20 protein-coding genes, 1 pseudogene and 1 riboswitch are annotated in these 25,052 nt (G+C 33.6%); all 21 genes and pseudogenes read left to right on the top strand.

The annotated features are described in order from the left end of the window. Nucleotides 1-10 precede the first annotated feature (10 nt). The 21 genes and pseudogenes from pyk (at nt 11) to LGAS_RS04445 (ending at nt 25,040) form a co-directional block, all read left to right on the top strand. Entirely contained in the window at nt 11-1,780 is a 1,770-nt protein-coding gene (gene pyk, locus LGAS_RS04345) for a pyruvate kinase (protein WP_003647415.1), read from the top strand. A gap of 112 nt (nt 1,781-1,892) precedes the next feature. Further along, nucleotides 1,893-2,786 (top strand): CvfB family protein, encoded by an 894-nt coding sequence (locus tag LGAS_RS04350; protein WP_003647414.1) that lies wholly within the window; start codon nt 1,893-1,895, stop codon nt 2,784-2,786. Next, the gene (gene xerD / locus LGAS_RS04355) at nt 2,776-3,666 is read left to right on the top strand and encodes a site-specific tyrosine recombinase XerD (protein ID WP_003655000.1); all 891 of its coding nucleotides are present in this window, start codon (nt 2,776-2,778) and stop codon (nt 3,664-3,666) included. Before LGAS_RS04350 ends, xerD begins: the two co-directional genes overlap by 11 nt. Nucleotides 3,667-3,671: 5 nt before the next feature. Further along, nucleotides 3,672-4,034 carry a hypothetical protein gene (locus LGAS_RS04360; protein WP_003647412.1) on the top strand — a complete coding sequence of 121 codons (363 nt, stop codon included), beginning with the start codon at nt 3,672-3,674 and terminating at the stop codon, nt 4,032-4,034. Then, a complete protein-coding gene (locus tag LGAS_RS04365; protein ID WP_003647411.1) occupies nt 4,027-4,770 on the top strand; it encodes a segregation and condensation protein A in 744 nt (247 codons plus the stop codon). The genes LGAS_RS04360 and LGAS_RS04365 overlap by 8 nt, the downstream gene beginning before the upstream one ends. Continuing rightward, nucleotides 4,760-5,350, top strand: coding sequence for an SMC-Scp complex subunit ScpB (gene scpB / locus LGAS_RS04370; protein ID WP_003647410.1), 591 nt, complete (start codon nt 4,760-4,762; stop codon nt 5,348-5,350). Before LGAS_RS04365 ends, scpB begins: the two co-directional genes overlap by 11 nt. 1 nt (nt 5,351) lies before the next feature. Continuing rightward, complete coding sequence (locus LGAS_RS04375; RefSeq protein ID WP_003647409.1) at nt 5,352-6,071, top strand: pseudouridine synthase; 720 nt, start codon at nt 5,352-5,354, stop codon at nt 6,069-6,071. A 61-nt stretch (nt 6,072-6,132) separates the two neighbouring features. Beyond that, complete coding sequence (locus LGAS_RS04380) at nt 6,133-6,879, top strand: LysM peptidoglycan-binding domain-containing protein (RefSeq protein WP_003647408.1); 747 nt, start codon at nt 6,133-6,135, stop codon at nt 6,877-6,879. Nucleotides 6,880-6,950: 71 nt separating this feature from the next. Further along, nucleotides 6,951-7,061: riboswitch (FMN riboswitch) on the top strand. 79 nt (nt 7,062-7,140) lie between these two features. Then, the gene (locus LGAS_RS04385) at nt 7,141-7,734 is read left to right on the top strand and encodes an ECF transporter S component (RefSeq protein ID WP_025012237.1); all 594 of its coding nucleotides are present in this window, start codon (nt 7,141-7,143) and stop codon (nt 7,732-7,734) included. A gap of 93 nt (nt 7,735-7,827) precedes the next feature. After that, nucleotides 7,828-8,493, top strand: a complete 666-nt coding sequence (cmk, locus tag LGAS_RS04390) for a (d)CMP kinase (RefSeq protein ID WP_035424223.1) — start codon at nt 7,828-7,830, stop codon at nt 8,491-8,493. Between the two features lie 62 nt (nt 8,494-8,555). Further along, on the top strand, nt 8,556-9,755 hold the full coding sequence (gene rpsA / locus LGAS_RS04395) for a 30S ribosomal protein S1 (protein ID WP_003647405.1): 1,200 nt from the start codon (nt 8,556-8,558) through the stop codon (nt 9,753-9,755). Nucleotides 9,756-9,831: 76 nt separating this feature from the next. After that, nucleotides 9,832-11,140: pseudogene (gene der / locus LGAS_RS04400) on the top strand (ribosome biogenesis GTPase Der). Nucleotides 11,141-11,304: 164 nt separating this feature from the next. Continuing rightward, on the top strand, nt 11,305-11,580 hold the full coding sequence (locus tag LGAS_RS04405; protein ID WP_003647403.1) for an HU family DNA-binding protein: 276 nt from the start codon (nt 11,305-11,307) through the stop codon (nt 11,578-11,580). Between the two features lie 100 nt (nt 11,581-11,680). Next, complete coding sequence (locus tag LGAS_RS04410) at nt 11,681-12,940, top strand: tetratricopeptide repeat protein (protein ID WP_025012238.1); 1,260 nt, start codon at nt 11,681-11,683, stop codon at nt 12,938-12,940. Between the two features lie 108 nt (nt 12,941-13,048). Then, nucleotides 13,049-15,793: a DEAD/DEAH box helicase gene (locus LGAS_RS04415; RefSeq protein ID WP_021314825.1), complete on the top strand. Its 2,745-nt coding sequence runs from the start codon at nt 13,049-13,051 to the stop codon at nt 15,791-15,793. Next, complete coding sequence (locus LGAS_RS04420; RefSeq protein WP_003647396.1) at nt 15,786-16,676, top strand: hypothetical protein; 891 nt, start codon at nt 15,786-15,788, stop codon at nt 16,674-16,676. The genes LGAS_RS04415 and LGAS_RS04420 overlap by 8 nt, the downstream gene beginning before the upstream one ends. Nucleotides 16,677-16,857: 181 nt before the next feature. Next, nucleotides 16,858-18,372, top strand: a complete 1,515-nt coding sequence (locus tag LGAS_RS04425; protein WP_003647395.1) for a type I restriction-modification system subunit M — start codon at nt 16,858-16,860, stop codon at nt 18,370-18,372. Between the two features lie 25 nt (nt 18,373-18,397). Then, nucleotides 18,398-19,588 (top strand): restriction endonuclease subunit S, encoded by a 1,191-nt coding sequence (locus LGAS_RS04430; protein WP_003652684.1) that lies wholly within the window; start codon nt 18,398-18,400, stop codon nt 19,586-19,588. Nucleotides 19,589-19,631: 43 nt separating this feature from the next. Further along, entirely contained in the window at nt 19,632-20,600 is a 969-nt protein-coding gene (gene xerA / locus LGAS_RS04435) for a site-specific tyrosine recombinase/integron integrase (protein ID WP_003652682.1), read from the top strand. A 23-nt stretch (nt 20,601-20,623) separates the two neighbouring features. Next, nucleotides 20,624-21,715 carry a restriction endonuclease subunit S gene (locus LGAS_RS04440; protein ID WP_011678885.1) on the top strand — a complete coding sequence of 364 codons (1,092 nt, stop codon included), beginning with the start codon at nt 20,624-20,626 and terminating at the stop codon, nt 21,713-21,715. Further along, complete coding sequence (locus tag LGAS_RS04445) at nt 21,699-25,040, top strand: DEAD/DEAH box helicase family protein (protein ID WP_003647388.1); 3,342 nt, start codon at nt 21,699-21,701, stop codon at nt 25,038-25,040. Before LGAS_RS04440 ends, LGAS_RS04445 begins: the two co-directional genes overlap by 17 nt. Nucleotides 25,041-25,052 lie beyond the last annotated feature (12 nt).

Genomic DNA, 25,052 nt, shown 5'->3' on the forward strand with positions numbered 1-25,052 from the left:
TTTTTTCAAGATGAAGAAAACTAAAATTGTTAGTACTTTAGGGCCAGCCTCAAACGATGTTGAGACTATTACTAAATTAGCTGAAGCAGGTGCAAACGTATTCCGCTTCAACTTCTCACACGGTGACCACGAAGAACACCGTGCACGTATGAACATGGTTCGTGAGATTGAAAAGAAGACTGGTAAACTTCTTGGCATTGCTCTTGATACTAAGGGTGCCGAAATTAGAACTACTGAACAAGAAGGCGGCAAGTTCACTATTAACACTGGTGACACTATCCGTATTTCTATGGATGACACTAAGAAGGGTAACAAGGATATGATCCACGTTACCTACGATGGACTTTACGATGATACTCACGTTGGCGGTCACGTATTAATCGATGATGGTTTAGTTGACCTTTTGATTAAGGAAAAAGATGACGCTAAGAGAGAATTAGTTTGTGAAGCTCAAAACACTGGTTTAATTGGTTCTAAGAAGGGTGTTAACGCTCCTGGTGTTGAAATTCGCCTCCCAGGTATCACTGAAAAAGATACTAACGATATTAAGTTCGGTTTAAAGGAAGGTATCAACTTCATCTTTGCTTCATTCGTTCGTAAAGCACAAGATGTTCTTGACATTCGTCAATTGCTTGAAGAAGCACATTGTGAATACGTAAAGATCTTCCCTAAGATTGAATCACAAGAAGGTATTGATAACATCGATGAAATCTTAAAGGTTTCTGATGGTTTAATGGTTGCTCGTGGTGACATGGGTGTTGAAATTCCATTTATTAATGTTCCATTTGTACAAAAGGAATTAATTAGAAGATGTAACGCATTAGGTAAGCCAGTTATTACTGCTACTCAAATGCTTGACTCAATGCAAGAAAACCCACGTCCAACTCGTGCCGAAGTTACTGACGTTGCAAACGCTGTTCTTGATGGTACTGACGCAACTATGCTTTCAGGTGAATCTGCAAACGGTCTTTACCCAGTTAAGGCTGTTAAGGCTATGGCTGAAATCGACATGCGTACTGAAAAGCAACTTGCTAAGCGTAACAAGTTAGCTCTTCAAAGATTTGAAGAATACAAGGGTTCAAACGTTACTGAAGCTATCGGTGAATCAGTTGTTAGAACTGCTGAAGAATTGGGCGTTAAGACTATTATTGCCGCAACTGAATCTGGTTACACTGCACGTATGATTTCTAAGTATCGTCCAAACGCTGACATCATCGCTATGACATTCGATGAAAAGATCGAACACTCATTAGGTGTTGTTTGGGGTGTAAAGCCAATGTTGGTTGAAAAGCCTAAGACTACTGAAGAAATGTTTGACAAGGCAGCAGAACTTGCTAAAGAAACTGGTCTTGCAAAAGACGGCGACTTAGTAATTATCGTTGCTGGTGTTCCTTTGGGCGAAACTGGTACTACTAACTTGATGAAGTTACAATTGATCGGTACCCAACTTGTTAAAGGTTTAGGTGTTGGTGAACAATCAGTTATTGGTAAAGCCGTAGTTGCAACTTCTGCTGAAGAAGCAAACAGCAAAGTTCAAGATGGTGACATCTTAGTTGCTAAGACTACTGATAAGGATTACTTACCAGCAATCAAGAAGGCTTCAGGTATGGTAGTTGAAGCTTCAGGTTTAACTAGTCACGCAGCTGTTGTTGGTCTTTCACTTGGTATCCCAGTTGTTGTTGGTGCTACTGATGCAGTTGAAAAGATCAAGGATGGTTCTAAGATTACTGTTGATGCTCGTCGTGGTGCTGTTTACCAAGGTGAAGCAACTAACCTTTAATCTAAATTGATTAGCTTATTAAAATAGTCAGCGAAAGCTGGCTATTTTATTTTTGTCTTTTTTTCCTTATACTATATAGTAATAGACAAATTAAAAAGATTGAGGCGCTGATATGTTAGGTGAAATAAGAAAAGGAAAAGTTATTGATGAAAATCAATCTGCTTTTTATGTACAGGTTGATGGCGTAACTTTTGAATTAAAAAAAATAGAAGTTACCCAAGATGAACCAATCCATTTAGGTGACGAAGTACAGGGCTTTATCTATGAAAATAAAGATAAAAAGAAGGAAATGACACAATTCTATCCTTTTGCTCAAAAAGATCAGTATGGTTGGGCTACGGTAACTGAAGTGCGTCGCGATTTGGGTGTATTTGTAGATATTGGATTAAATGATAAAGATGTTGTTGTTTCTTTAGATGATCTTCCGCTTGAAAAAGATCAATGGCCAAAGAAAGATGATCGTTTATTGGTACGCCTTGAGACTGATGATAAGGAACGTATTTGGGCTAAAATGGCAGAAGAAGACGTTTTTGAACAGTTAGCTGCCAATTTCCCAGCACATTTGGAAAATAAAAATATGTCTGGTACTGTGTACCGTAACTATGAAGTTGGATCTTTCGTAATTACTGATCAATATTATTTAGCCTTTGTCCATAAATCTGAAATGTTTCGTCCTTTGCGTCTAGGGCAAAAAATTAAAGCACGCGTTATCGGAGTTAGTCAATATGGTAGATTGAATTTGAGCGTTCTGCCTCGAGGGTTTGAGGAGATTGATGATGATGCTCAAATGATTTTGGTAAGTTTACGTCGCGAGGCAACTAAGACTTTGCCTTTTTATGATAAAAGCGACGCCCAAGAAATTAAGAATCACTTTGGCATCTCTAAGTCAGCCTTTAAGCGTGCTTTAGGTCATTTGTTAAAAAATAAATTAATTACTGAAGATAAAGATGCAGGAACAATTAGTTTGGTAGAAAAAGATGAATCAGACACAGACGATGAAGGATAATTTAGAAGATTATTTACGTTTCAGTCAAGTGGAACGTGGCTTAAGCCCTAATACCATTATTTCTTATCGAACTGATTTAGAAGAATATTTAGATTATTTACAAGATCAAAATGAAACAAGCTGGGAAGTCGATTATCTAGTTGTTGACGCTTTTCTTGCTACACAAAAAGACAAGGGAAAGGCAACAACTTCAATTAGTCGGATGATCTCTAGTTTGAGAAAGTTCTATCAATGGCTCTTAAGACAGGATATAATTGAACGTGATCCATTAGTAAAAATTGATTCCCCAAAAAGTGAACGGAGACTGCCAACCGCTTTAAGCGAAGAAGAAGTTGATAAACTACTTGCGGCTCCTGATACGAATACACCACTAGGAATTAGGGATCGTGCCATGCTAGAGGTACTTTATGCAACTGGGATGCGGGTTAGTGAATTAATAAATTTACGAACTGGTGATATTCATGCCGATTTAAAAATCATTAGGGTTCTTGGCAAAGGCTCAAAAGAACGACTTGTACCAATTACTGAAGTCGCTTTATCATGGCTTGAGAAATATCAAACAGATGTTAGGGATGCCCAAGTATTAAAAAGTGGTCAATTTACTGATGTAATTTTCTTAAATAATCATGGTCATCAACTAACTAGACAGGCTGTTTGGCAGAAAATAAAAAAGTATTGTCAGCTGATTGGAATAACTAAAAATGTTACTCCTCATACTTTGAGACATACTTTTGCTACTCATTTACTCGAAAATGGGGCAGATTTGCGTGTAGTTCAAGAAATTTTGGGTCATAGTGATATTACAACTACGCAGATCTATACTAATCTGACGCAGAAACATATTTTGGAGGTTTATAATCAAGCACATCCACGTGCTTAAATATTATGATCAGCAAATATAAAAAAGACTATGAAAAAACTGTAATGGGATATTTGTCTTATCTTCCAGATTTTAAAAACATTAAGAACTTACAAGAAGAGATGAAACTATATACTAGTGATTCTAATCAATTTGAAGTTCTTATTTATAAACAAAAGGGTAATGCCAGAGGTATTATTGGTATTCAAGAAGAGAAGGATTTTATAATTATTCGCTATCTTTCTCTTGATCCAACAATGCGTGATTCTGAGACTAAACGCTTGGTAATGAAAGATTTAAAGCATCTTTATCCTGATAAAATGATTACCACTTTACCTGACTGGGCTTTTTTATTAAGTTATTTAAAGGAAGATAAGACTGATGAATAATGCCGATGAATTAACTTTAGATCTTCCCAATTTTACAGGACCACTAGATTTACTTTTGCATTTGATTAGATCACAAAAGATAGATATTTACGATATTCCAATTGCGAAGATTACTGGGCAATACTTAGCTAATCTAGCTCGCTGGCAGACTTTAGATTTGCAAATTGCTGGCGAGTATTTTGTGATGGCGTCAACTCTGCTTAGAATTAAATCGCAATATTTACTTCCCAAAAATGATTTTGTAGAGGAAGACCAATATCAGGAAGATCCGCGTGCTGAATTAGTTGAGCAGTTAGTTCAATATTCGGTTTTTCAAAGAATTGCTGAATATTTCAAAAAGCGTGATGAAGAAATGCCAATTACTGTGGCTAAGGATCCGTCTGTTTCACCAAAAAAGAAAGTTGAGCCACTTCCCTTAGGAGAAATTACAAGTGATGAGCTTGCTAATACTTTTAAGGTAGTTTTAGAGCGCTTTAAATTAAGAAAACCACAAGTAGGGCAAATAGAAGTTCATGAGGCGTCTATTGAAGAAATGACGACATTTTTGAAGGATAAACTTCATCATCGAAAATCGACTAGTTTTTTTGACTGTATTAAAAATTTTCAGGATCTTGATCAAGTAATTGGTTTGTTTTTAGCAGTTTTAGAATTATGTCGTGATCATAAAATTTTAGTAAAGCAAAATAGAGATTTTGGTGACCTAGAATTAGAGAAAGTTGAGACCAATGGCAAGTAAAGAAGCACAATTAGAAGCTCTCCTTTATGCAGCAGGGGATGATGGTTTAGAAACAGATAATTTATTGCAATTATTGGAAATTTCACCATCGGCATTACGAGAGTTAGCAAATCATCTAAAAGATCGACTTAAAAATGATGAGAATTCAGGCTTACAACTGATCTGCATTAATCACACTTATAAATTAACTACCAGTGCAGAATGCGGGGACGTTATTTCTAAATTTTTCCAAAAGGATTTATCAAAGAACCTAAGTCAGTCAGCTCTTGAAATTCTCTCAATTATTGCATATCGTCAGCCGATAACAAGGGTTGAAATTGACGACTTACGAGGCGTTAACTCATCAGGAGCATTGCAGACTTTAGTTTGGCGTGGACTAATCAAAGTAAATGGTAAAAAAGATGTGCCTGGACACCCTAATTTATATGTGACTACAGACTATTTCTTACAGTATTTTAACTATGAGAGTTTAGCTGATTTACCAGTAATTGAAGAGTTTGAAGCAGATGACAATCCTGTGAACTTATTTGATCAAGATGAGCAAAATAGCAAAGAAATAAATTTTGATGAAGGAGAGTAAAATGGCTGAAAGATTGCAAAAAGTAATTGCCCAAGCTGGTGTTGCGTCAAGACGTAAAGCTGAAAAAATGATTTCAGCTGGACAAGTAACTGTTAATGGTAAAAAAATTACCGAACTTGGAACGAAAGTCGAACCTAGCGATAAGATTGAAGTAAATGGAGTTCCAATCGAGAAAGAAACACTCCACACATATTTGTTTTATAAACCTCGTGGCGTAATTTCTTCAGTAAAGGATGACAAGGGAAGAAAGACTGTTGTCGACTTTTTTGAAGATGTACCATATCGTTTATATCCAGTTGGACGTCTTGACTATGATACTTCTGGCTTATTATTGATGACCAATGATGGTGAATTAGCTAATAAATTGATGCACCCTCGTAATGAAGTACCCAAGGTTTATGTAGCCAAAATTAAAGGACTTCTTTCTCCAGAAGATATCCGTTCCCTTACTCATGGGGTTCGAATTGATGGTCGCAAGAGTGCGCCTGCAAAATTGAAGATTTTAAAGACTGATGAAAAGAAAAATACTCAGATTGTTCAGTTAACGATTCATGAAGGTCATTATCACCAAGTTAAGCGAATGTTTGAAGCAGTTCATCATTTCGTTGAAAAATTATCTCGTGAAAAATACGCTTTCTTGACATTGAAATCACTTACTTCAGGCGAATATCGTGAATTGACGCATGAAGAAGTCTTTCGACTAAATCACTTAGCTGACTAACGCTCCTTGTCAAGCTATGATAAAATAAAACTAATAACCTATAATTGTGGAGGATTTTGGAATGAAGGAAAATAAATCTCAGGACAATCAAGAACCTAAAGGTCCTTACAAGCATTTTGAACGTCCGACAACATCTAGAAGTGCGATGCATCATCGTCATCATTCAGAGCCTGCACCTGAACCAACTCCTAGTCGACCAGAAAAGAACTCTAAGGGCACAAAACATAGTCAGTTATGGGCTGGTTTGATTATTGTAGCAATAATTTTGATTGCCTTGATTCCGATTGTTTCTTCAAAATTGCACTCTAATTCTAATAATTTGGCTGAAAAGAGTGTTAAAGTTTCAAAGAGTTCTTCTAAGTCTCATAAATCTAAGAGTAAAAAGCCTAAGCGTAGCTCATCAAAGAAGAGTAAGTCTAAGAGTAGCGTAAAGAAAGAGGAGAAGAAATCTTCAAGTCAATCTCATGATGTGACTCCAGCTACAACTAGTCAATCACAATCTCAAAGTAGTCAAACTAGCCAAAGCAGTACACAATCTTATGCTTCTAGTGCTAGTCAAACTACCACTCAAGGCCAAACTCAACAAGCAAACCAAAATTCATACCAAAATAACCAAAATACTTGGCAGAATTACAGTGGAAACAGCTCATCACAAAATCAAGCTCCAAGTTCTTACACTGTTCAAGAAGGTGATTCTTTATCAAAAATTGCTCGTGAAAATAACACTTCAGTGCATCATTTAGAGCAGCTTAATGGTTTAGAATCAGCTGATAGTATTAGTATTGGTCAATCAATTAAACTTAAGTAATTAAAGAACATTATTATTTACAATTTAATTAAGAAGTATTATTATTTACTTGTAAAAAGTAAATAAAAGGATGTTGTCTTCAGGGCAGGGTGCAATTCCCGACCGGCGGTTAGAGTCCGCGAGCTACGATGTAGTTGAACCTCAGGTACCGATAGTTAAAGTCTAGATGGAAGAAGACAGACTTAAAACTAAACATGATTTAGATTAATAAGGTCTGTTGCTGAAGCAACAGGCCTTTTGTATGTTATGGAGGAATATATCATGCAAAGAAAAACTAGTTTAAGTCATGTAAGACTTGCTTATTGGCTCGCCTGGGCAATGATAGGTGCACTGGCATTTTTAATTATGAAAATCGAAGTCCCGATTATTCCAGGCTTTGATTATTTGAAGATGGACTTTTCAGATTCGCTCGTTGCCTTGAGCACTTTAGTTTTTGGACCTCTAGGCGGAACTATGATTGCACTCTTTAAGTCTTTATTGAGTCTGTTTATTTCTGGCTTTAACCCAATTTCAATGATTGGACAATTAGCTGCTTTTTTAGCAAGTTTAGCTTATATCTTGCCGTTTTATTTCATCAGTAAAAAACACGAGGATAAAGCCAAATATCAAATTTTTGGTTTAATTGTAGGTACATTAGCTTTAACAGTAGTAATGTCATTAGCAAATTATTTCGTTTTAACTCCAATGTATATTTCTTTAATGGGATTTAAGTTAAATTCCTCTCTTTTAACTTACGTTGTTTCTGCTATTATTCCTTTCAACTTGATTAAGGGTTTGATTAACAGTATTGTTGTTTTGATTTTAGCGAAAACTTTATTACCTGTTCTAGAAAAATTTGTAAAACGTAATTTCTAAAAGAATTATATTTAGCCAGAAGTCGAGTGACTTCTGGTTTTTGTTTTATGGTAGAATTTACTTTGAATGAAAAAGAAAGGACTCAATTTTTTAATGCAAGTAGCTATTGATGGTCCTGCATCAGCGGGGAAGAGTACAGTTGCTAAAATTATTGCGCATAATTTAGGCTATATTTATATCGATACTGGTGCAATGTATCGAGCATGTACATTAATTGCACACGACAATCACGTTGACTATGGGGATGAAAAGGCAATCTTAGACCTAGTTGACAAGAGCACAATTGAATTTAAGCAAGAAGATGGAGAACAGAAAGTTTATGTAAATGGCAAAGATGTATCAATCGCCATCAGAACGCCGGAAATTACTGAAAATGTTTCTCAAGTGTCAGCCTTAAAGTCAATTCGTGAGAAGATGGTTGAATTACAGCGTGAGATGGCTGGTAAACACGATGTTATTATGGATGGCCGTGATATTGGAACGACAGTCTTACCAGATGCTGAGGTAAAGATTTTCTTAATCGCTAGTGTTGCATCAAGAGCTAAGAGACGCTTTTTAGATTTTCAAGAAAAGGGAATTCACCAAGACTTGAAAGACATTGAACATGATATTGAAGTTCGCGATTATAAAGATTCTCATCGAGAAATTTCGCCATTAAAAAAAGCAGCGGATGCAATTGAATTAGATACAACAAACCTTACTATTGATGAGGTTGTAGCTAAAATAAGCGAGATAATTCAAAAAAAGCAAAAAAATTAAACAAAAGTGTGGAAAAAAGACATCAAGTACTTTAAAATAAAGTATGATATTGGGAGGTAATTATGACAGATAATAGTAATCAATTCTTAGATGCTCTAAAAGAAATGCAGGGAGTTGAAGTCGGCAACATTGTTAACGTTGAAGTTTTAAGTGTTGAAGATGGACAAATCGCTGTTGGTGTTGAAAATGCAGGTGTTGAAGGTGTAATCACTAAACGTGAATTCACTAACGACCGTAACGCAGATTTGAACCAATTGGTAAAACCTGGTGATAAGTTTGAAGCTTTAGTTCTTAGAAGAGCTGGTGGCGATAAAGAAAACGGTGAATTCTTCTTCTCAGTTACTCGTTTGAAGGAAAGAGAAGCCTACAAGGAATTAGAAAAGGTCTTTGAAGAAGGCAAGACTGTTGAAGGTACTGTAACTGGTGCTGTTCGCGGTGGCTTATTAGTTGACGTTGGTACACGTGGTTTCTTACCAGCATCACTTATTTCTAACCGTTACGTTTCTGACTTGAAGCCTTACATTGGCAAGAAGATGAACTTGAAGATCACTGAAATTGATCCTAACAAGAACAGATTAATTCTTTCAAGAAAAGACTTAATCGAAAAGGAACGTGAAGAAGCATTCGAAAACGTTGCTTCACAATTAGTTGTAGGTGATACTGTTGAAGGTAAAGTATCACGTTTAACTGGTTTTGGTGCCTTTGTTGACGTTGGTGGTGTGGACGGTTTAGTTCACATTTCAGAAATTTCTTACAAGCATGTTGACAAGCCAAGTGATGTATTGAAGGCTGGTCAAGATGTTAAGGTTAAAGTTATCGGTATTGATGACGATAGACACAGAATCTCCCTGTCAATTAAGCAAACTTTACCATCCCCATTTGAAGAAGCTACTGAAGGTTTACATGAAGGCGACATCATTGAAGGTGAAGTTAAGACTTTAACTTCATTCGGTGCATTCGTCGAAGTAGCTGATGGAATCCAAGGTTTAGTACACGTTTCAGAAATTGCTAACAAGCACGTTGATAAGCCAAGTGATGTTTTAAAGGTTGGTCAAACTGTTAAAGTTAAAGTTTTGAGCGTTGACCCAAGTGACAGAAGAATCTCATTGTCAATCAAGCAAGCTGATCCTAATGCTGCTAAGAGTGAAAACTCACGTCCACGTCGTCGTCAAGATTCTGTAGCTGATAAGTACATGAATGACAATGACAACGGTTTTGCTTTAGGTGACATTATTGGTGATCAACTTAAAGATAAGGATTAATCGTCATTCGTCTAAAAAAGCTGACTCCGGTCAGCTTTTTTTATTTCTTAGATAAATAGAAAGGGGTAGAAATAATATGTCATTACCCATCGTTGCATTAGTTGGACGACCAAATGTTGGTAAATCAACTATTTTTAACAGAATTATTAATTCTCGCGTCGCTATTGTCGAGGATAAAGCTGGCGTCACTAGAGATAGAATTTATGCTCGTGCTGAATGGATGGGCCATGAATTTATCCTAATTGATACTGGTGGTATTACTTTAGACTCTGGTGAGATCGAAGAGCAAATTAAGGCTCAAGCTGAAATTGCGATTGATGAAGCTGACGTAATCGTCATGTTGGGGGATGTTACTCAGCATATGACTAACATGGATGAAACAATTGCTAAAATGCTTTATCGAACTAAAAAGCCAATTATTTTAGCAGTCAACAAGGCTGATAATCCTGAACAAAGAACTGATATTTATGATTTCTATAGTTTAGGTTTGGGCGACCCAATTCCTGTTTCTGGTAGTCACGGAACTGGTATGGGAGATTTACTTGATGCAATTGTTGGTGAATTTGGCGATAAGGCTAACCAACATGAAGATGATTCAATTCGTTTTAGTGTAATTGGTCGTCCTAATGTAGGAAAATCTTCACTGGTAAATGCTATTTTAGGTGAACAACGTGTAATTGTTTCTAACATCGAAGGAACAACGAGAGACGCCATAGACACGACTTTTACTAATGATGGGCAAAAGTATACTATTGTCGATACTGCCGGTATTAGACGCCGTGGTAAGGTCTATGAGAAGACTGAAAAGTATTCAGTTTTAAGAGCGATTAGTGCCATTGAAGAAAGTGATATTACACTTTTAGTTTTAGATGCTAGCACAGGCATTCGTGAACAAGATAAGCACGTTGCTGGATATGCTCACGACGCAGGCCGAGGGGTAATTATCGTCGTAAACAAGTGGGATCTTCCTAAGAAATATAGCACAAGTATGAAGGACTTTGAGGACACAATTAGACAAGAGTTCCAATACTTAGACTATGCTCCAATTGTTTTCGTTTCGGCAAAGACTGGTCAAAGAGTTCCTGATATTTTGAAGCTAGTTAAAGAGGTTCACGATAATCAAACTCGCCGCATTAAGTCTAGTGTCTTAAATGATTTGCTCCTTGAAGCAACTAGAATCACTCCAACGCCACTTGTTAACGGAAAGAGATTAAGAATCTACTACATGACGCAAGTTGCAGTAACTCCGCCGACATTTGTTGTTTTTGTAAATGATCCAGAATTATTGCACTTCTCCTACCAGAGATTTTTAATTAATCAATTACGTCAGAACTTTGATTTTGGTAGGAACACCGATTAAAATTTTAGCTAGAAAGCGTAAATAGGCTTAAAATTTCAAAAAAAAGGGGATATATCTGCGAAAAAAGCTTGCAACTAAGCGTCTTAGTGTGCTAATTTTATTGCAGGGAATAATGAATAAATCATTTTTCTTATTTTTCAAAGGTTTTGTTTTAAAATACTATTAGTTCATTTCGGGAGGTGAAGTGGAATGGCAAACAAGGCAGAATTAGTTTCTGAAGTTGCTGCTAAAACTGACTTAACCAAGAAAGAAGTTGCTGCTGCAGTTGATGCAATCTTTAGCTCTATTCAAGAAGATCTTGCTAAGGGTGAAAAAGTTCAATTGATCGGTTTCGGTACTTTTGAAGTACGTCACCGTGCAGCTCGTAAGGGTCGTAACCCACAAACTGGGGCTGAAATCGAAATCCCAGCTTCTAAGGTTCCTGCATTCAAGCCAGGTAAGGCTCTTAAGGATGCTGTTAAGTAATTGTTCAGTTACTAGCAAAATAAAAACGTGCTAAGTTATATAGCTTGGCACGTTTTTTGTGTACAATTATTGTGTTAGCACAAACGAAAAGAGTGAAAAAATGACTTATTCTGAACAACTATTAGATGCAATTCAAAATCATGATTTTTCTGATAATCATATTCTTCTTAAAAAAGCACTAGAAAATGATGATCCAGAAGTTTTAGCTTCTTTAGCAGAAAATTTGACTGACCTTGGTTTTACTGATCTTTCTAAGGAAGTTTACCGCTATTTGATTGCTCAATTTCCAAGAGAAGACTTGTTTAAGGTATACTTAGCTGAGATTTTATTAAATGATGGCGATGAAGATGATGGCTTGCAGCTTTTATATGATGTAAAGCCAGAAAGTGATGCTTATATTGAAAGCTTGCTTGATTTAGCTGATTATTATCAAAGTAATGGTCTAATTGAAACAGCTCGTCAAAAGCTCTTAGAAGCTCATAAATTAGCTCCTGAAGAAGATGCAATCAACTTCGGCTTAGCAGAACTTGATTACTTAAGTGGCGATTATGGTGAAGCATTAGGACTATACCGCGAACTTGCAAAAGAAAATAAAACCTTTGGTGAAGTAGTCTTAAGTCAAAGAATTGCTGCTTGCCTCGCAAAATTAGGTGAGTACGAAGAAGCTGCCAACGAAATTAAGAGTCATGAAAATGATATCTTGAGTATTGATGCATTGTATGAAGCCGGCTTAATTATGTTATCTGCTGGCGATAATAAGGCCGCAATTAAATACTTAGATCAAGTGATTGAAACTCAACCAGATTATGTAAATGCCTATCCTTTGCTTGCTCAAGCTTATGCAGCAGAAGATAACAATGAAGAAGTATTGAGAACCGCCCAGACAGGACTTTCTTATAATGAACTAGATGAGGTCTTGTATAGCTTGGGTGCAAAAGCAGCTGCTAACTTAAACCAATTGGATGAAGCAGAGCGCCTACTCAAGAAGGGGCTAGAAATCGCTCCCGACAATAGTGACTTGCGCTTGCAGTTATCTAACTTGTATCTTCACCAGCACCAAGATGAGGCAAATATTGCCTTATTTAAGGATCTTGATGATGAGGAACTTGAACCACAAGCTCACTGGAATATGGCTATCTCATATCAAAGACTTGAAGACTATGATAAGGCGAAGAGCGAATTCTTGCTTGCTTATCCTGCCTTTCAAAAGAATGCAAGCTTCTTGAGACAGATGATTAGCTTGTTCTATGAATTGCGAGAGATTCCGACGACCAAGGAATTGATTAAGAAGTATCTGCAAGTTCAACCTGACGATATTGATATGCAAGATATGTTAGATGGATTGAATAGTGAAGAGTAGAAGAAAAGCTGGCTGTGAGGTCAGCTTTTTATTTTTGAAAAAGTTTATACAAAATTTATCTTCTTTCGTATAATCAATGATATAAGTTTTAATTAGAAGTTGGGTTTAATGGATAAATTTGAAGCAAAAAAATTATTACAAAAATTAGATACTATACAAAATTTTTTAAGTGAAAAAGATTTGCCTAGGTTGGAAAGAAAGTTAGATGCTGAAGCAGATAATTTAAAAAGAAATATGTTCGATGATTGGCTTAGATCTATTCCTAAGTCTGTTAAAGAAATTTTCTATGGCAAATTGACTTATGATCAGTTATATTCGAAGTTTTTTCCTTCTGTCTTGCACAGTTCATTTTCTAAGAACGAGATAGTTTTAGTGTTCTCCATTTTAAAATCAAGGAATAAAATGGAACAATACCAGCTAAAGTACTCAGAAAAATTAAGCAATTTAAAAGTATGTTTGCAGTTTATAAAAGAAAACGATCGATCTAAGTTTTTATCAATTTTTCAGAATCATGATATTAAACAAAAATTGCTTAAAGCTAAAGAATTTGCTGAGGAAAATAAGAATGTGCTTTCTAATATTCAATACAAAAGAGAAAATGAATGGGATGAAATAGCTGAATCATTTGAAGACTTAGATATTAGCTTAAAAAATAAACGATTTGAATATTTAAATCCATTTGTAAATTTAGATACAGAAAAGTCTAAAGAAGATATAATTTTTAAAATCATACGTGATTTCCTTAAAAATAAGATTTTATTTTTATCAGAACAGAGCAGAAATGGTGTAGAAGAAAGTATTCGTGGTATTTGGAAAAACTTGAAAGAAGAAGAGTTATCTAATCAATTAAATTCATTACCTATAGAAATGCTTAAAAAGCAAATTGATAATGAACAAATTGGAGATGTTCTCGATAATTTTGATAATGTTGGACAAGTAATCTCATTATCATTAGCAGAGGTTTCTGAGAGATATGGTTTAAATATGCAGCAAAGTGCTGAAATTTTGAAACAATCTAAAGAGATACTGAATGACCTAAAATCTAATGTTTATCCTAAGTTGACATTAGATAAGTTAAAAGGACAAAGGTTGCAACTGCTACATTTGTTAAATGCTTATAAAAATTATCCAGATGAACAAGCTATAGAAGAAAAAGTAGTTATAGAGAATTATAGAAAACTAGAAGAAAAACTAGGTAATTTAGAAGATATTGCTCCTAATAGATATCTAACTAATTTTATAGATAGCATCACTTTTAAATATTGGTGTGAGAGTGAAGCTGAAATCTATAGGATATTAGACGGCTGCATTCAAGTTAATAGTACATTTAGGGACTGTTTGAATGATAATTTGAATGATCAAGAAATTAAAGCTCTTTTTGAAAAAGATAGTGCAACATTCTACGCTTTAATCGAAGAAATTACTGGCAATAAAAAAAGTTATAATCCATCTGATCTACCAGATTATATTGTACATGAAGTTCAGAAGACTAAACTTAATCTTAAAGGATTTAAAGCGCATTTAAGATCATATCAAGCTTTTGGCAGTAAATATATTTTCTATTTTCAAAGGACCTTATTGGGAGATGAAATGGGACTAGGAAAAACTATTCAGGCGCTCGCAGTCGCGACGCATCTTTCAAATCAGGGACAGACTCATTGTTTAGTTATTAGTCCACTAAGTGTCCTTGAAAATTGGAAGAGAGAAATTGAAAAATGGACTAATATAAAATGCTTTGTGTTTAGAGGAGATAAAGCTATAAAAGAACAAAATTTGTCAAAATGGGAGGAATCAGGAGGCATATTACTTACTAATTATTCTCATTGCAGAATATTGAAAGAAAGTAGAAAAAATATAGATATTGATTTTGCAATAGTAGATGAAGCACATTTGATTAAAAATCCTGCAACAAAGCGTAGCAAAAATGTTAATGCTTTGATTAAAAATTGTAAATATAAGCTGTTAATGACTGGTACTGCTCTAGAGAATAGGCTTGATGAAATGATTAACTTAATTGACTTTCTTAATGAGTCTCTAGCGGAAAAAGTTGCCAATAATTTAAATAATAAAACTTATAAGACGGATATAGCTCAAGTTTACTTGAGACGAAAAAGAAAAGAAGTTTTACATGAACTTCCAGCATTAGGGCTTACAACAATGTGGTCAACTTTTAATGAAAAAGAACAAGACTTCTATGATCAAGCCGTGAGTGAAGGTATTGCAGGATTGATGAAGATGCGTAGAGCAGCATTTATTGATGAAGATAGTCAAAAGATAGAGCAAATTATTAATATTTGTGTTGATTCACATGAAAATAGTGAAAAAGTTATAGTTTTTTCATTTTTCAAAAATTATGTTTTGAAATTGTTAAAGAAGAAATTGCCGTTTCTTGCAGACGATATTATTAGTGGTGATTTATCATCTAATCAGCGTCAAGAAGTAATTGATAAATTCTCAGAAAATCCAAATCAGAATGTACTTTTAGTTCAAATAGATGCTGGTGGATTTGGACTTAATATCCAAGCTGCTAATAGAGTTATTTTGTGTGAACCGCAATGGAAACCTTCGACAGAAAACCAAGCTATAAGTAGAGCTTATAGAATGGGCCAAAATAGAAATGTTATGGTTTATCGTTTGTTAACTAAGGAAAGTGTCGATGAAACCATGATGGAAATTATTCATGAAAAAGAAGATATTTTTAATACGTATGCAAATGATTCTGTTGTTGCCGATGCATTTATGAATAATGATTCAGATAAAGAAGAAAATGAAGCTGTAATGAAGAAAAAAGTATTTCAGATTGAGCGAGACCGTTTAGAGAAAAAGCAGGAAGTGGTGAATGTAAGTGAATAACAATATTGATAATAAAGAAGTATATGTTAGAACAAAGACTTGTTTAATATGGAATATTGTAGGATTAGTAATCTTGCTATTATCTTTTACTATAATTGCTTTACCAGAAATAGTAATACTATTGATTACTCTAATAAAACGTAAAGTTAAAGTTTATTCGCTTAAAGAGAATAATTATCTGATAATTTCCAAAAAAGCATGGAAAGAATACAAAAGAATAAATAATATAGGTTTCTGGAAACAGTATTCTCTGGTTTCAGTAACAAAAATAATTCATCAGCATTATTCTAACGTTGTTTTAGGAAAAACAGATACAGCTATACAAGATAAAAGTGCTAGTGATGAAGTTAAAGATATAGCGCCTGTAAATACACTTCAATCCAAAAAAGATCTAAAAAATGTGAATATTAACATTAGTGAATGCCTAGATAAATCAATTGAAAATAAAAAGACAAATGAATTAAATGAGAATAATAGATTTAAATTTGTTAAAGCCAGACTTACTGATAGAGACAACAAACAAAATGCAGCGCAACTAAATAAGATAAAACTTTTGTCTAGTGAAAGACAAAAGTATAACGATTTACAAAATAAAATTAAGCTTGAGAATAATGGAGAAGCTAATTTTGGAGTGGATTTTAAAAATAAAGTAATTTTTATCGATAAATTATATGAATCGAAAGGCTTTGATGAATTTTTTTTTGAAGATTTATCTGATATAAAAGTAGATGAAAAAGACTTATCTAATATTAATTTTGTTAAGAAAGATGGGAGTGAAGTTCAAGCTTCTTTTATAAAATTCCCTGTTAGTGAGGAAGAAAAGAATTTAGACAGCATAATTTTAAAGAACTTAGTATTAAAAATTAAATCTGAAATTAGTTAACTGTTATTTATAAAATTGAATATAAGTGAGAGCGTTCTTATTAAAGATCGCTTTTTACTTAATTCATATTTTTTATTATGTAAACATCAAAGAACATGTATTCCTAATGAACTTGTTGTGAAATGACTATTCAGGGTAAAATATAAATATTATTTAAATTTGTTAAACATAGGAGTTAATAATGATCGCTGGAGAATTAAAAAGCAAAATTGATAATCTTTGGGAAACTTTTGCAACCGGTGGATTAACTAATCCATTGAACGTAATTGAACAAATTACATATTTAATGTTCATTAAGGATTTAGATGATTCAGACAATAGAAGAAGAAAAGATAATGCATTTCTAGGATTGAATGACTATAAATCTATTTTTGATGGCGAAGTTCAGATTGATGATGATGTAGTCGTAGATGGCGATGAACTTAGATGGTCTACTTTTAAAGACTTTGCACCAGAAAAGATGTTTACCGTAGTACAAACAGAAGTTTTTCCTTTTATTAAAAACTTGAAAAATGGTGAAGATAGTTCTTTTGCTCGACATATGAAAGATGCAACATTTTTAATACCAACACCAGGGTTGTTATCTAAAGTTGTAGAATCGTTGGATGAAATTTATCGCTTGATGGATGCAGATGTTTCAAAGAGAGCTGATATTCGTGGGGACGTTTATGAATATCTCTTAGGAAAGTTATCTACTGCTGGGCGAAATGGTCAATTCAGAACACCACGTCATATTATTAAGATGATGGTTGAATTAATGAATCCACAAGCTAATGATAGTATTTGCGATCCAGCCGCTGGTACGGCAGGCTTTTTAGTAGAAGCTGCTGAGTATCTGCAAACTAAAAAAAGTGCTGAAATTTATGATAGTAAAGAAAGTAAAGATTATTTTCATAATCAATTGTTTACTGGTTATGATACAGATCCAACAATGCTTCGTATTGGTGCGATGAACATGTTAACGCATGGAGTAGATAATCCTAAAATTGAATATCAAGATAGTTTATCTGATCAAAATAATGATAGAGATAAATATTCTTTGATTATGGCTAATCCTCCATTTAAGGGAAGTTTAGACTATGATTCAGTTTCAGATGATTTGCTTAAAACTTGTAAAACAAAGAAAACAGAATTATTGTTTTTAACCTTATTTTTAAAAATGCTTAGAGTAGGTGGTAGATGTGCATGTATTGTTCCAGATGGAGTTTTATTCGGTTCATCTAAAGCTCATAAATCAATTAGAAAAGTATTGGTTGAAGATAATAATTTAGAAGCAGTAATTTCAATGCCTTCAGGAGTATTTAAACCATACGCTGGAGTTTCAACTGCAATTTTGATATTTACTAAGACTGGTAATGGCGGAACTGATAAGGTTTGGTTCTATGATATGACCGCTGATGGCTTTTCACTTGATGACAAACGAACACCTGTTAAAGAAAATGATATTCCTGATATTATTGAACGATTTAAGCATTTAGACAAAGAAATTGATCGTAAAAAGACTGAAAAGTCATTTATGGTTGGTAAGAAAGATATTGTTGCTAATGATTATGATCTTTCAATTAATCGTTACAAAGAAATAGAGTATAAACCAGTTGAATATCCGCCAACTAAGGATATTATTGCTGAAATTGAAAAATTAGATAAAGAAGCAAATGATGCATTACAAGAGTTAAAAGCTCTTTTAAAGGACTAGAAAGGAAAAACAAATTCAGGTTTGTATGGAAGATATAAAAATAAAATTATTAGGAGAAATATGTGAATTTTATAGTGGGACGGGGTTCCCTAAAAAATTTCAAGGTAACTTAGAAGGAAAATACCCTTTTTATAAAGTTGGAGATATTTCAAAAAGTGCGGATGAAAACAAAAACTTTTTAACTAAATCTGATAATTACGTAGATGAGAGAATAGTAAAGACGCTTAAAGGAAAGATTGTTCCTCCAAAAACTATCGTTTTTGCGAAAATCGGTGAAGCTTTAAAGTTAAATAGAAGAATGATTACTAGTACAGAATGCTTGATTGACAATAATGTGCTAGGGATTAAGCCTAAAAACGATTCTATTTTAGCTGAATATATTTTTTATTTTATGAAATTTGTAAAATTAGAAAATTATTCTGAATCTACTACTGTACCGTCTGTTAGAAAAAGTGAACTTGAAAAGATAAAAATAAGAGTCCCTTCAATACAAAATCAACAAAAAATTATAAGTATTCTGGAAAATATTGATAAAACTAAAAAAAGTAAAACTGAAAGTTTAAAAAAATTAAATGAGCTGATCAAAGCCCGATTTGTCGAGATGTTTGGAGATCCAGAAATAAAAAATAAAGATAAAAGCTTAAAAAAATTATGTGATATTTGCTTAGTTAATCCTGATAAGAGAAAAGATCCCAGACTAACTAACAATGATTTAGAAGTATCTTTTGTCCCAATGTCTGCTGTATCTGAAAATGGAGATATAGATACCACTAATATCAAATTGTACTCAGAAGTAAGGAAAGGATTTACATATTTCAGTTCTAATGATGTCCTTTTTGCTAAAATCACACCTTGTATGGAAAATGGCAAGGGAGCAATTGCACAGAATTTGAAAAATGATATTGGTTTTGGTTCTACTGAATTTCATGTTTTACGACCACTGGAAAACTTATCCAATCCTTATTGGCTATATGTGTTAACTACATTTGATAGTTTTAGAAAAGTAGCTGAGATAAATATGACTGGGAGTGCTGGTCAAAAAAGAGTGCCAGTTAAGTTTCTTGAAAATTATAAAGTTAATATTCCTCCTCTTTCTCTCCAAAACGAATTTGCAAACTTTGTCCAACAAGTCGACAAATCAAAAGTTGCAGTTCAAAAATCACTTGATGAGACACAAAAATTATTTGATAGCTTAATGCAAGAATATTTTGGCTAAAAAGTGGTTTAATAGTGAAAAACTCTAAAATGGGAGATTCACTATGGATGAGAAGTTTGTTGAAATAATAAATGAAATGGCTGAAGTGCTTAATGCAGCACAATTAAAGCGACTTCAGGAAGTAATGCTAAAACATTTGGTCGAAAGAGAACCACGAAAAAGAAAAATTAGTAATAAGGAATACTTGGCTAAATTTCTTGAAGCTAAAAAGATGGAAGGTTGTTCTGACAGAACAATTAAATATTACAAAGTTACCGTTGAACAGTTGTTGGCTAAGGTAATCCGACCAATACGTAGAATTACTACGGAAGAAATGCGTGAATATTTAGTTGAGTATCAAAAAATCAATAATTGCGGAAAGACAACTATTGATAACATTCGCCGTAATATTTCTAGTTTTTTCTCATGGCTTGAGGAAGAAGATTATATATTGAAAAGTCCTATGCGACGTATTCATAAAATACGAGCAGAAAAATTGGTAAAAAATGTAATTACTGATGAAGATATTGAAAAGCTGCGTGATGGCTGTTCCTGTTTAAGAGATGTTGCAATGATTGATTTATTGTATTCAACGGGTATTAGAGTAGGTGAACTTGTTCGACTTAATAGAAATGATATTAATTTTTCTGAACGTGAATGTGTGGTATTTGGAAAAGGAGATAAAGAAAGACGAGTATATTTTGATGCCAAGTCAAAAGTACATCTTATTAACTATCTAAGAAGTAGAGAGGACGATAATCCAGCTCTTTTTGTTTCTTTAGACAAGCCAAATGACAGATTGAAAATTAGTGGGGTAGAGATTAGGTTACGACAACTTGGAAGAAAACTACATTTAGATAGAATTCATCCTCATAAATTTAGACGGAGTATGGCTACTAGAGCTATTGATAAAGGCATGCCAATTGAGCAAGTACAAAAAATTTTAGGACATTCTCAGATAGACACGACAATGCAATATGCAATTGTTAATCAAAATAATGTAAAAGCAGCTCATAGAAAATACATATCCTAGCAAATTCAGGTTTGTAGGGTGCAGTGTTGATTCAGAAGTTTACAACTTTATTTAAAGATGTAACTAGGCAGGGTACTAAAATTCCTAAAGAAGAATATTTAACTCATGGAAAAAATATAATAATAGATCAAGGACAAGATATTATTGCGGGTTATACAAATTGCGAAGATGGTATATTTAAAAAAATTCCAGCTATCGTTTTTGGTGACCATACAAGGATAATTAAATATGTTGATACTCCATTTTTCTTAGGAGCAGATGGAGTAAAAGTGTTGAAATGTACTGATAAAAATGCCAATTATAGGTATTTATACTATGCTTTAAAGAATGCACACATTCCAAATACAGGCTATAATCGACATTTTAAATGGCTTAAAGAAATAACTATAAATTATCCAGATAAAAATAGACAAAACGATATTGTTAATATTCTTGATAAATTAGAGTACATTATTAAAATGAAATCTCAAGAATTAGATAAGTTCGATGAACTAATCAAAGCCCGATTTGTCGAGATGTTTGGAGACCCGCAAGATAGTAAATCCAAGTGGAAAAAAAGTACTATTGAAAAATGCTGTACTCTAAAAAGTGGAAAGACATTACCTCGTAATATTGAAAATGAAGGCGGAAATATTCCTTATGTTAAAGTTAAGGATATGAATAGTTTAGAAAATACGACTTATATAACTACTTCAACTCGATTTGTATCAGATAAGACAGCAAATAAAAGTATTTTTCCAGTTGGAACAGTTATTTTTCCGAAGAGAGGTGGAGCAATTGGGACAAATAAAAAAAGATTAACAAAAGTTCCAATTTGCGCTGATTTAAATATTATGGGAGTTATACCAGATAATACTAGAATAAGCTCTTATTATTTATTTGAATATTTTAATATGGTTGATTTAAATACTCTAAATAATGGTTCGTCTGTTCCTCAGATTAATAACAAAGATATTAATCCCTTAAATATTAATATTCCACCTCTCTCACTCCAAAACGAATTCGCAAACTTCGTCCATCAAGTCGACAAATCAAAATTTGAAAATATAGTATACTTGAATAAAACGCTCTCAAGCAAAATTCTCAGTCAATTAGGAGATGCTATCCGTGACTAACTTTGATTATTTATTAGAAGAACCACAATTTAAAGATTTCGTGGAAATTGCAATAGCTGCTGAGAAAGTAGCTGTTATTGATCCTGCAACATCGGTTATTGACTGCCGCCGTGCAATGGAATTGGCAGTTAAGTGGATGTATTCGGTTGATAAAGATTTAAGAACGCCATACCAAGATAAATTGGTAACCTTGATAAACACCTTAGACTTTAAGGATATTGTTGATCCTAATACTTGGCAAGGTTTGGATCTGATTCGCCGATTAGGAAACGTGGCAGTACATACTAATCGAAAAGTATCTCTAGATGAAGCTGTTTTATGTTTAAAGGCTTTATTTAGTTTTTTTGACATGCTTGATTATTGCTATGGTAGTAATTATCAAAAGAAAGATTTTGATAAATCTCTTGTTGGAAAATATCGTTTGGAATTTATTCCAAAAGTAGTGTCAGCCGAAAAGGCTACGTTTTCTCTTGATAAACTGACGAAGAAGAACAAATCTTTGCAGGAATCTATGACTGCGCAAAGAAAGGCACAGGAAGATAGCTATAATCCCAAGCCTTTTGGAATATCAGAATTTAAAACCAGGAAAATCTACATTGATGCTATGCTAGCAGAAGCTGGTTGGGTTGAAGGACAAAATTGGTTAAACGAAGTAGAACTTAAAGGAATGCCTAATAAAGCAGGAATAGGATACGCTGATTATGTTCTATATGATGATGCACACCAACCTCTTGCACTTATTGAAGCCAAGAAAACATGCAAAGATGTTGCTGTTGGTCGTCAGCAAGCAAAACTATATGCTGATTTACTAGAGAAAAAATATGGACGTAGACCAGTTGTATTTTTAAGTAATGGTTTTGAAACGAGAATTATTGATAATCAATATCCCGAAAGACAAGTTTCATCTATTTATTCTAAGCGTGATTTAGAAAAATTATTTAATTTACAAAAAGTGCGTCAGCCATTAACTAATATCATAGTTGATGATAATATTGCTGGTCGGTATTACCAAAAAGCTGCTATTCAGGCAGTGTGTGAAAGTTTTTCAAAGGAAAATAGACGCAAAGCGTTATTAGTCATGGCAACGGGATCAGGTAAAACTAGAACTGCAGTGGGCTTGGTTAAGGTTCTTTTGAATGCTGGTTGGATTAAACATGTCTTATTTTTGGCTGATAGGGATGCACTAGTAACACAGGCTAAAAGGAGCTTTGTAAACTTGTTACCAGACTTATCTTCAACTAACTTAGTCGAAGATAAGTCAAATTATAATGCGCGATGTGTATTTTCTACCTATGCTACGATGATGAATGTTATCGATACTGCAACAGATGACGATAAAAAGAAGTTATATACTGCGGGACATTTTGATCTGATTATTGTCGATGAAGCTCATAGGTCAATTTATAACAAATATCGGAATATATTCACTTATTTTGATGCTCCATTGGTTGGTCTGACCGCAACCCCTAAAGATGATATTGATAAAAATACATATTCGATTTTTAATCTAGAAGATGGTGTTCCGACTTATGGCTATGATCTGGCACAAGCAGTTGATGATGGCTACTTAGTGCCATACAAATCTATCGAAACTCATTTAAAGTTTATGGAAAATGGTATTAATTACGATGATCTAAGTACTCAAGAGAAAGAAGAATATGAAGAAACTTTCACTGATGAAGATGGTGATTTACCAAAGAAGATAGACTCAGGAAAGTTGAATAAATGGTTGTTTAATAAAGATACAATTCGTAAAGTTTTGAATATTTTGATGAATCAGGGCCTAAAAATTGATTATGGCGAAAAAATAGGGAAAACTATTATTTTTGCTAAAAATCATCGTCATGCGGAAGAAATCCTAAAAGTTTTCAATGAAGAGTATCCTCAATTTAGTAGAAATACTCATGGACAACCATATGCAACCGTAATCGATAATTATACTAACTATTCTCAAAGTGCAATTGATGAATTTTCAGATCCAGATAAGTTACCACAAATAGCTGTTTCAGTTGATATGTTGGATACTGGAATTGATGTACCTGAATGCTTAAACTTGGTATTTTTCAAAAAAGTAATGAGTAAAGCAAAATTCTTCCAAATGATCGGACGTGGAACTCGATTGTGTCCACACTTACTAGATGGAAAAGATAAGCAAGAATTTTATATTTTTGATTTTTGTGATAATTTTCATTTTTTCCGCATGGGAAAAGGACATGAAGCAGGAGTTCAAGAAACTTTGCAAAGTGCTTTATTTAACTTAAAGATGGAATTAGTTCGGAAATTGCAAGAAGAACCTTATCAAACAGATGATTTTAATCAATATCGTAAAACATTGGTTGAAGATCTATGTAAAAAGGTTAAAGAATTAAATAGAAATAATTTTGCTGTTAAGCAACATATTGCTTATGTTGATAAGTTTTCTCAAATTGAAAATTATAATAATTTGACTTATGAAGATATTGTAAATACTAAGAAGGAATTATCTCCGTTGATTCTTCCTGATAATGATGAGCCTAATGCTCTAAGATTTGATGCTTTAGTTTATAAAATGGAACTTGCAAAAATGTCACAAGAATCATATGGGCGGCTAAAAATTGATCTATGTAATAAGGTTTCTAAACTCTCTGATTTAATGACTATTCCACAAGTTAAGGAAAAAAAGGATTTAATTAAAGAAATATTACAACCAGAATATGTTGAATCTACTGATGTTAAAGACTTAGAGTATATCCGGCAAAGTATTAGAGATCTTATTCAGTACCTTCCTAAAAAAGGAACGGTATATTATACAAATTTTGCTGACACTGTATTAGATTCGACTATTCATGACGCTGAACTTGAAACAGATACTTTAAAGAACTATAAGGCAAAGGCGGAATTTTATATTAAACAACATCAAAGTGAAAATCTTATGGTGAAGATTAGAGACAATGAACCTTTAAGCAGCCAGGATTTAAAAGAATTAGAATCTATTTTATGGCAAAAGCTGGGAAGTAAGGAAGAATATCAAAAAGAAATTGGTAATAAGGCACCAGGCGAATTTGTACGTAGCATAGTTGGATTAGATATGCATGCGGCTAAAAAGGCTTTTAATAAATACCTAGATACTGTTCCTTTAAATAAGCAACAAATCTATTTTATAAATGAAATTATCGAGTACATTGTTAAGAATGGAACACTGACTGATATGCATGTTCTACAGGAATCTCCATTTACAAATCAAGGTTCGATTTCTGAACTTTTTGAATCAGATATAACTATTTGGTTGAAAGTAAAAACAGCAATTGATGAAATTAATAGTAATGCTGGAGTAGTTGTAGCTTAATATTTGAGAAAA

The sequence above is a fragment of the Lactobacillus gasseri ATCC 33323 = JCM 1131 genome, assembly GCF_000014425.1.
Classification (GTDB): Bacteria; Bacillota; Bacilli; order Lactobacillales; family Lactobacillaceae; genus Lactobacillus; species Lactobacillus gasseri.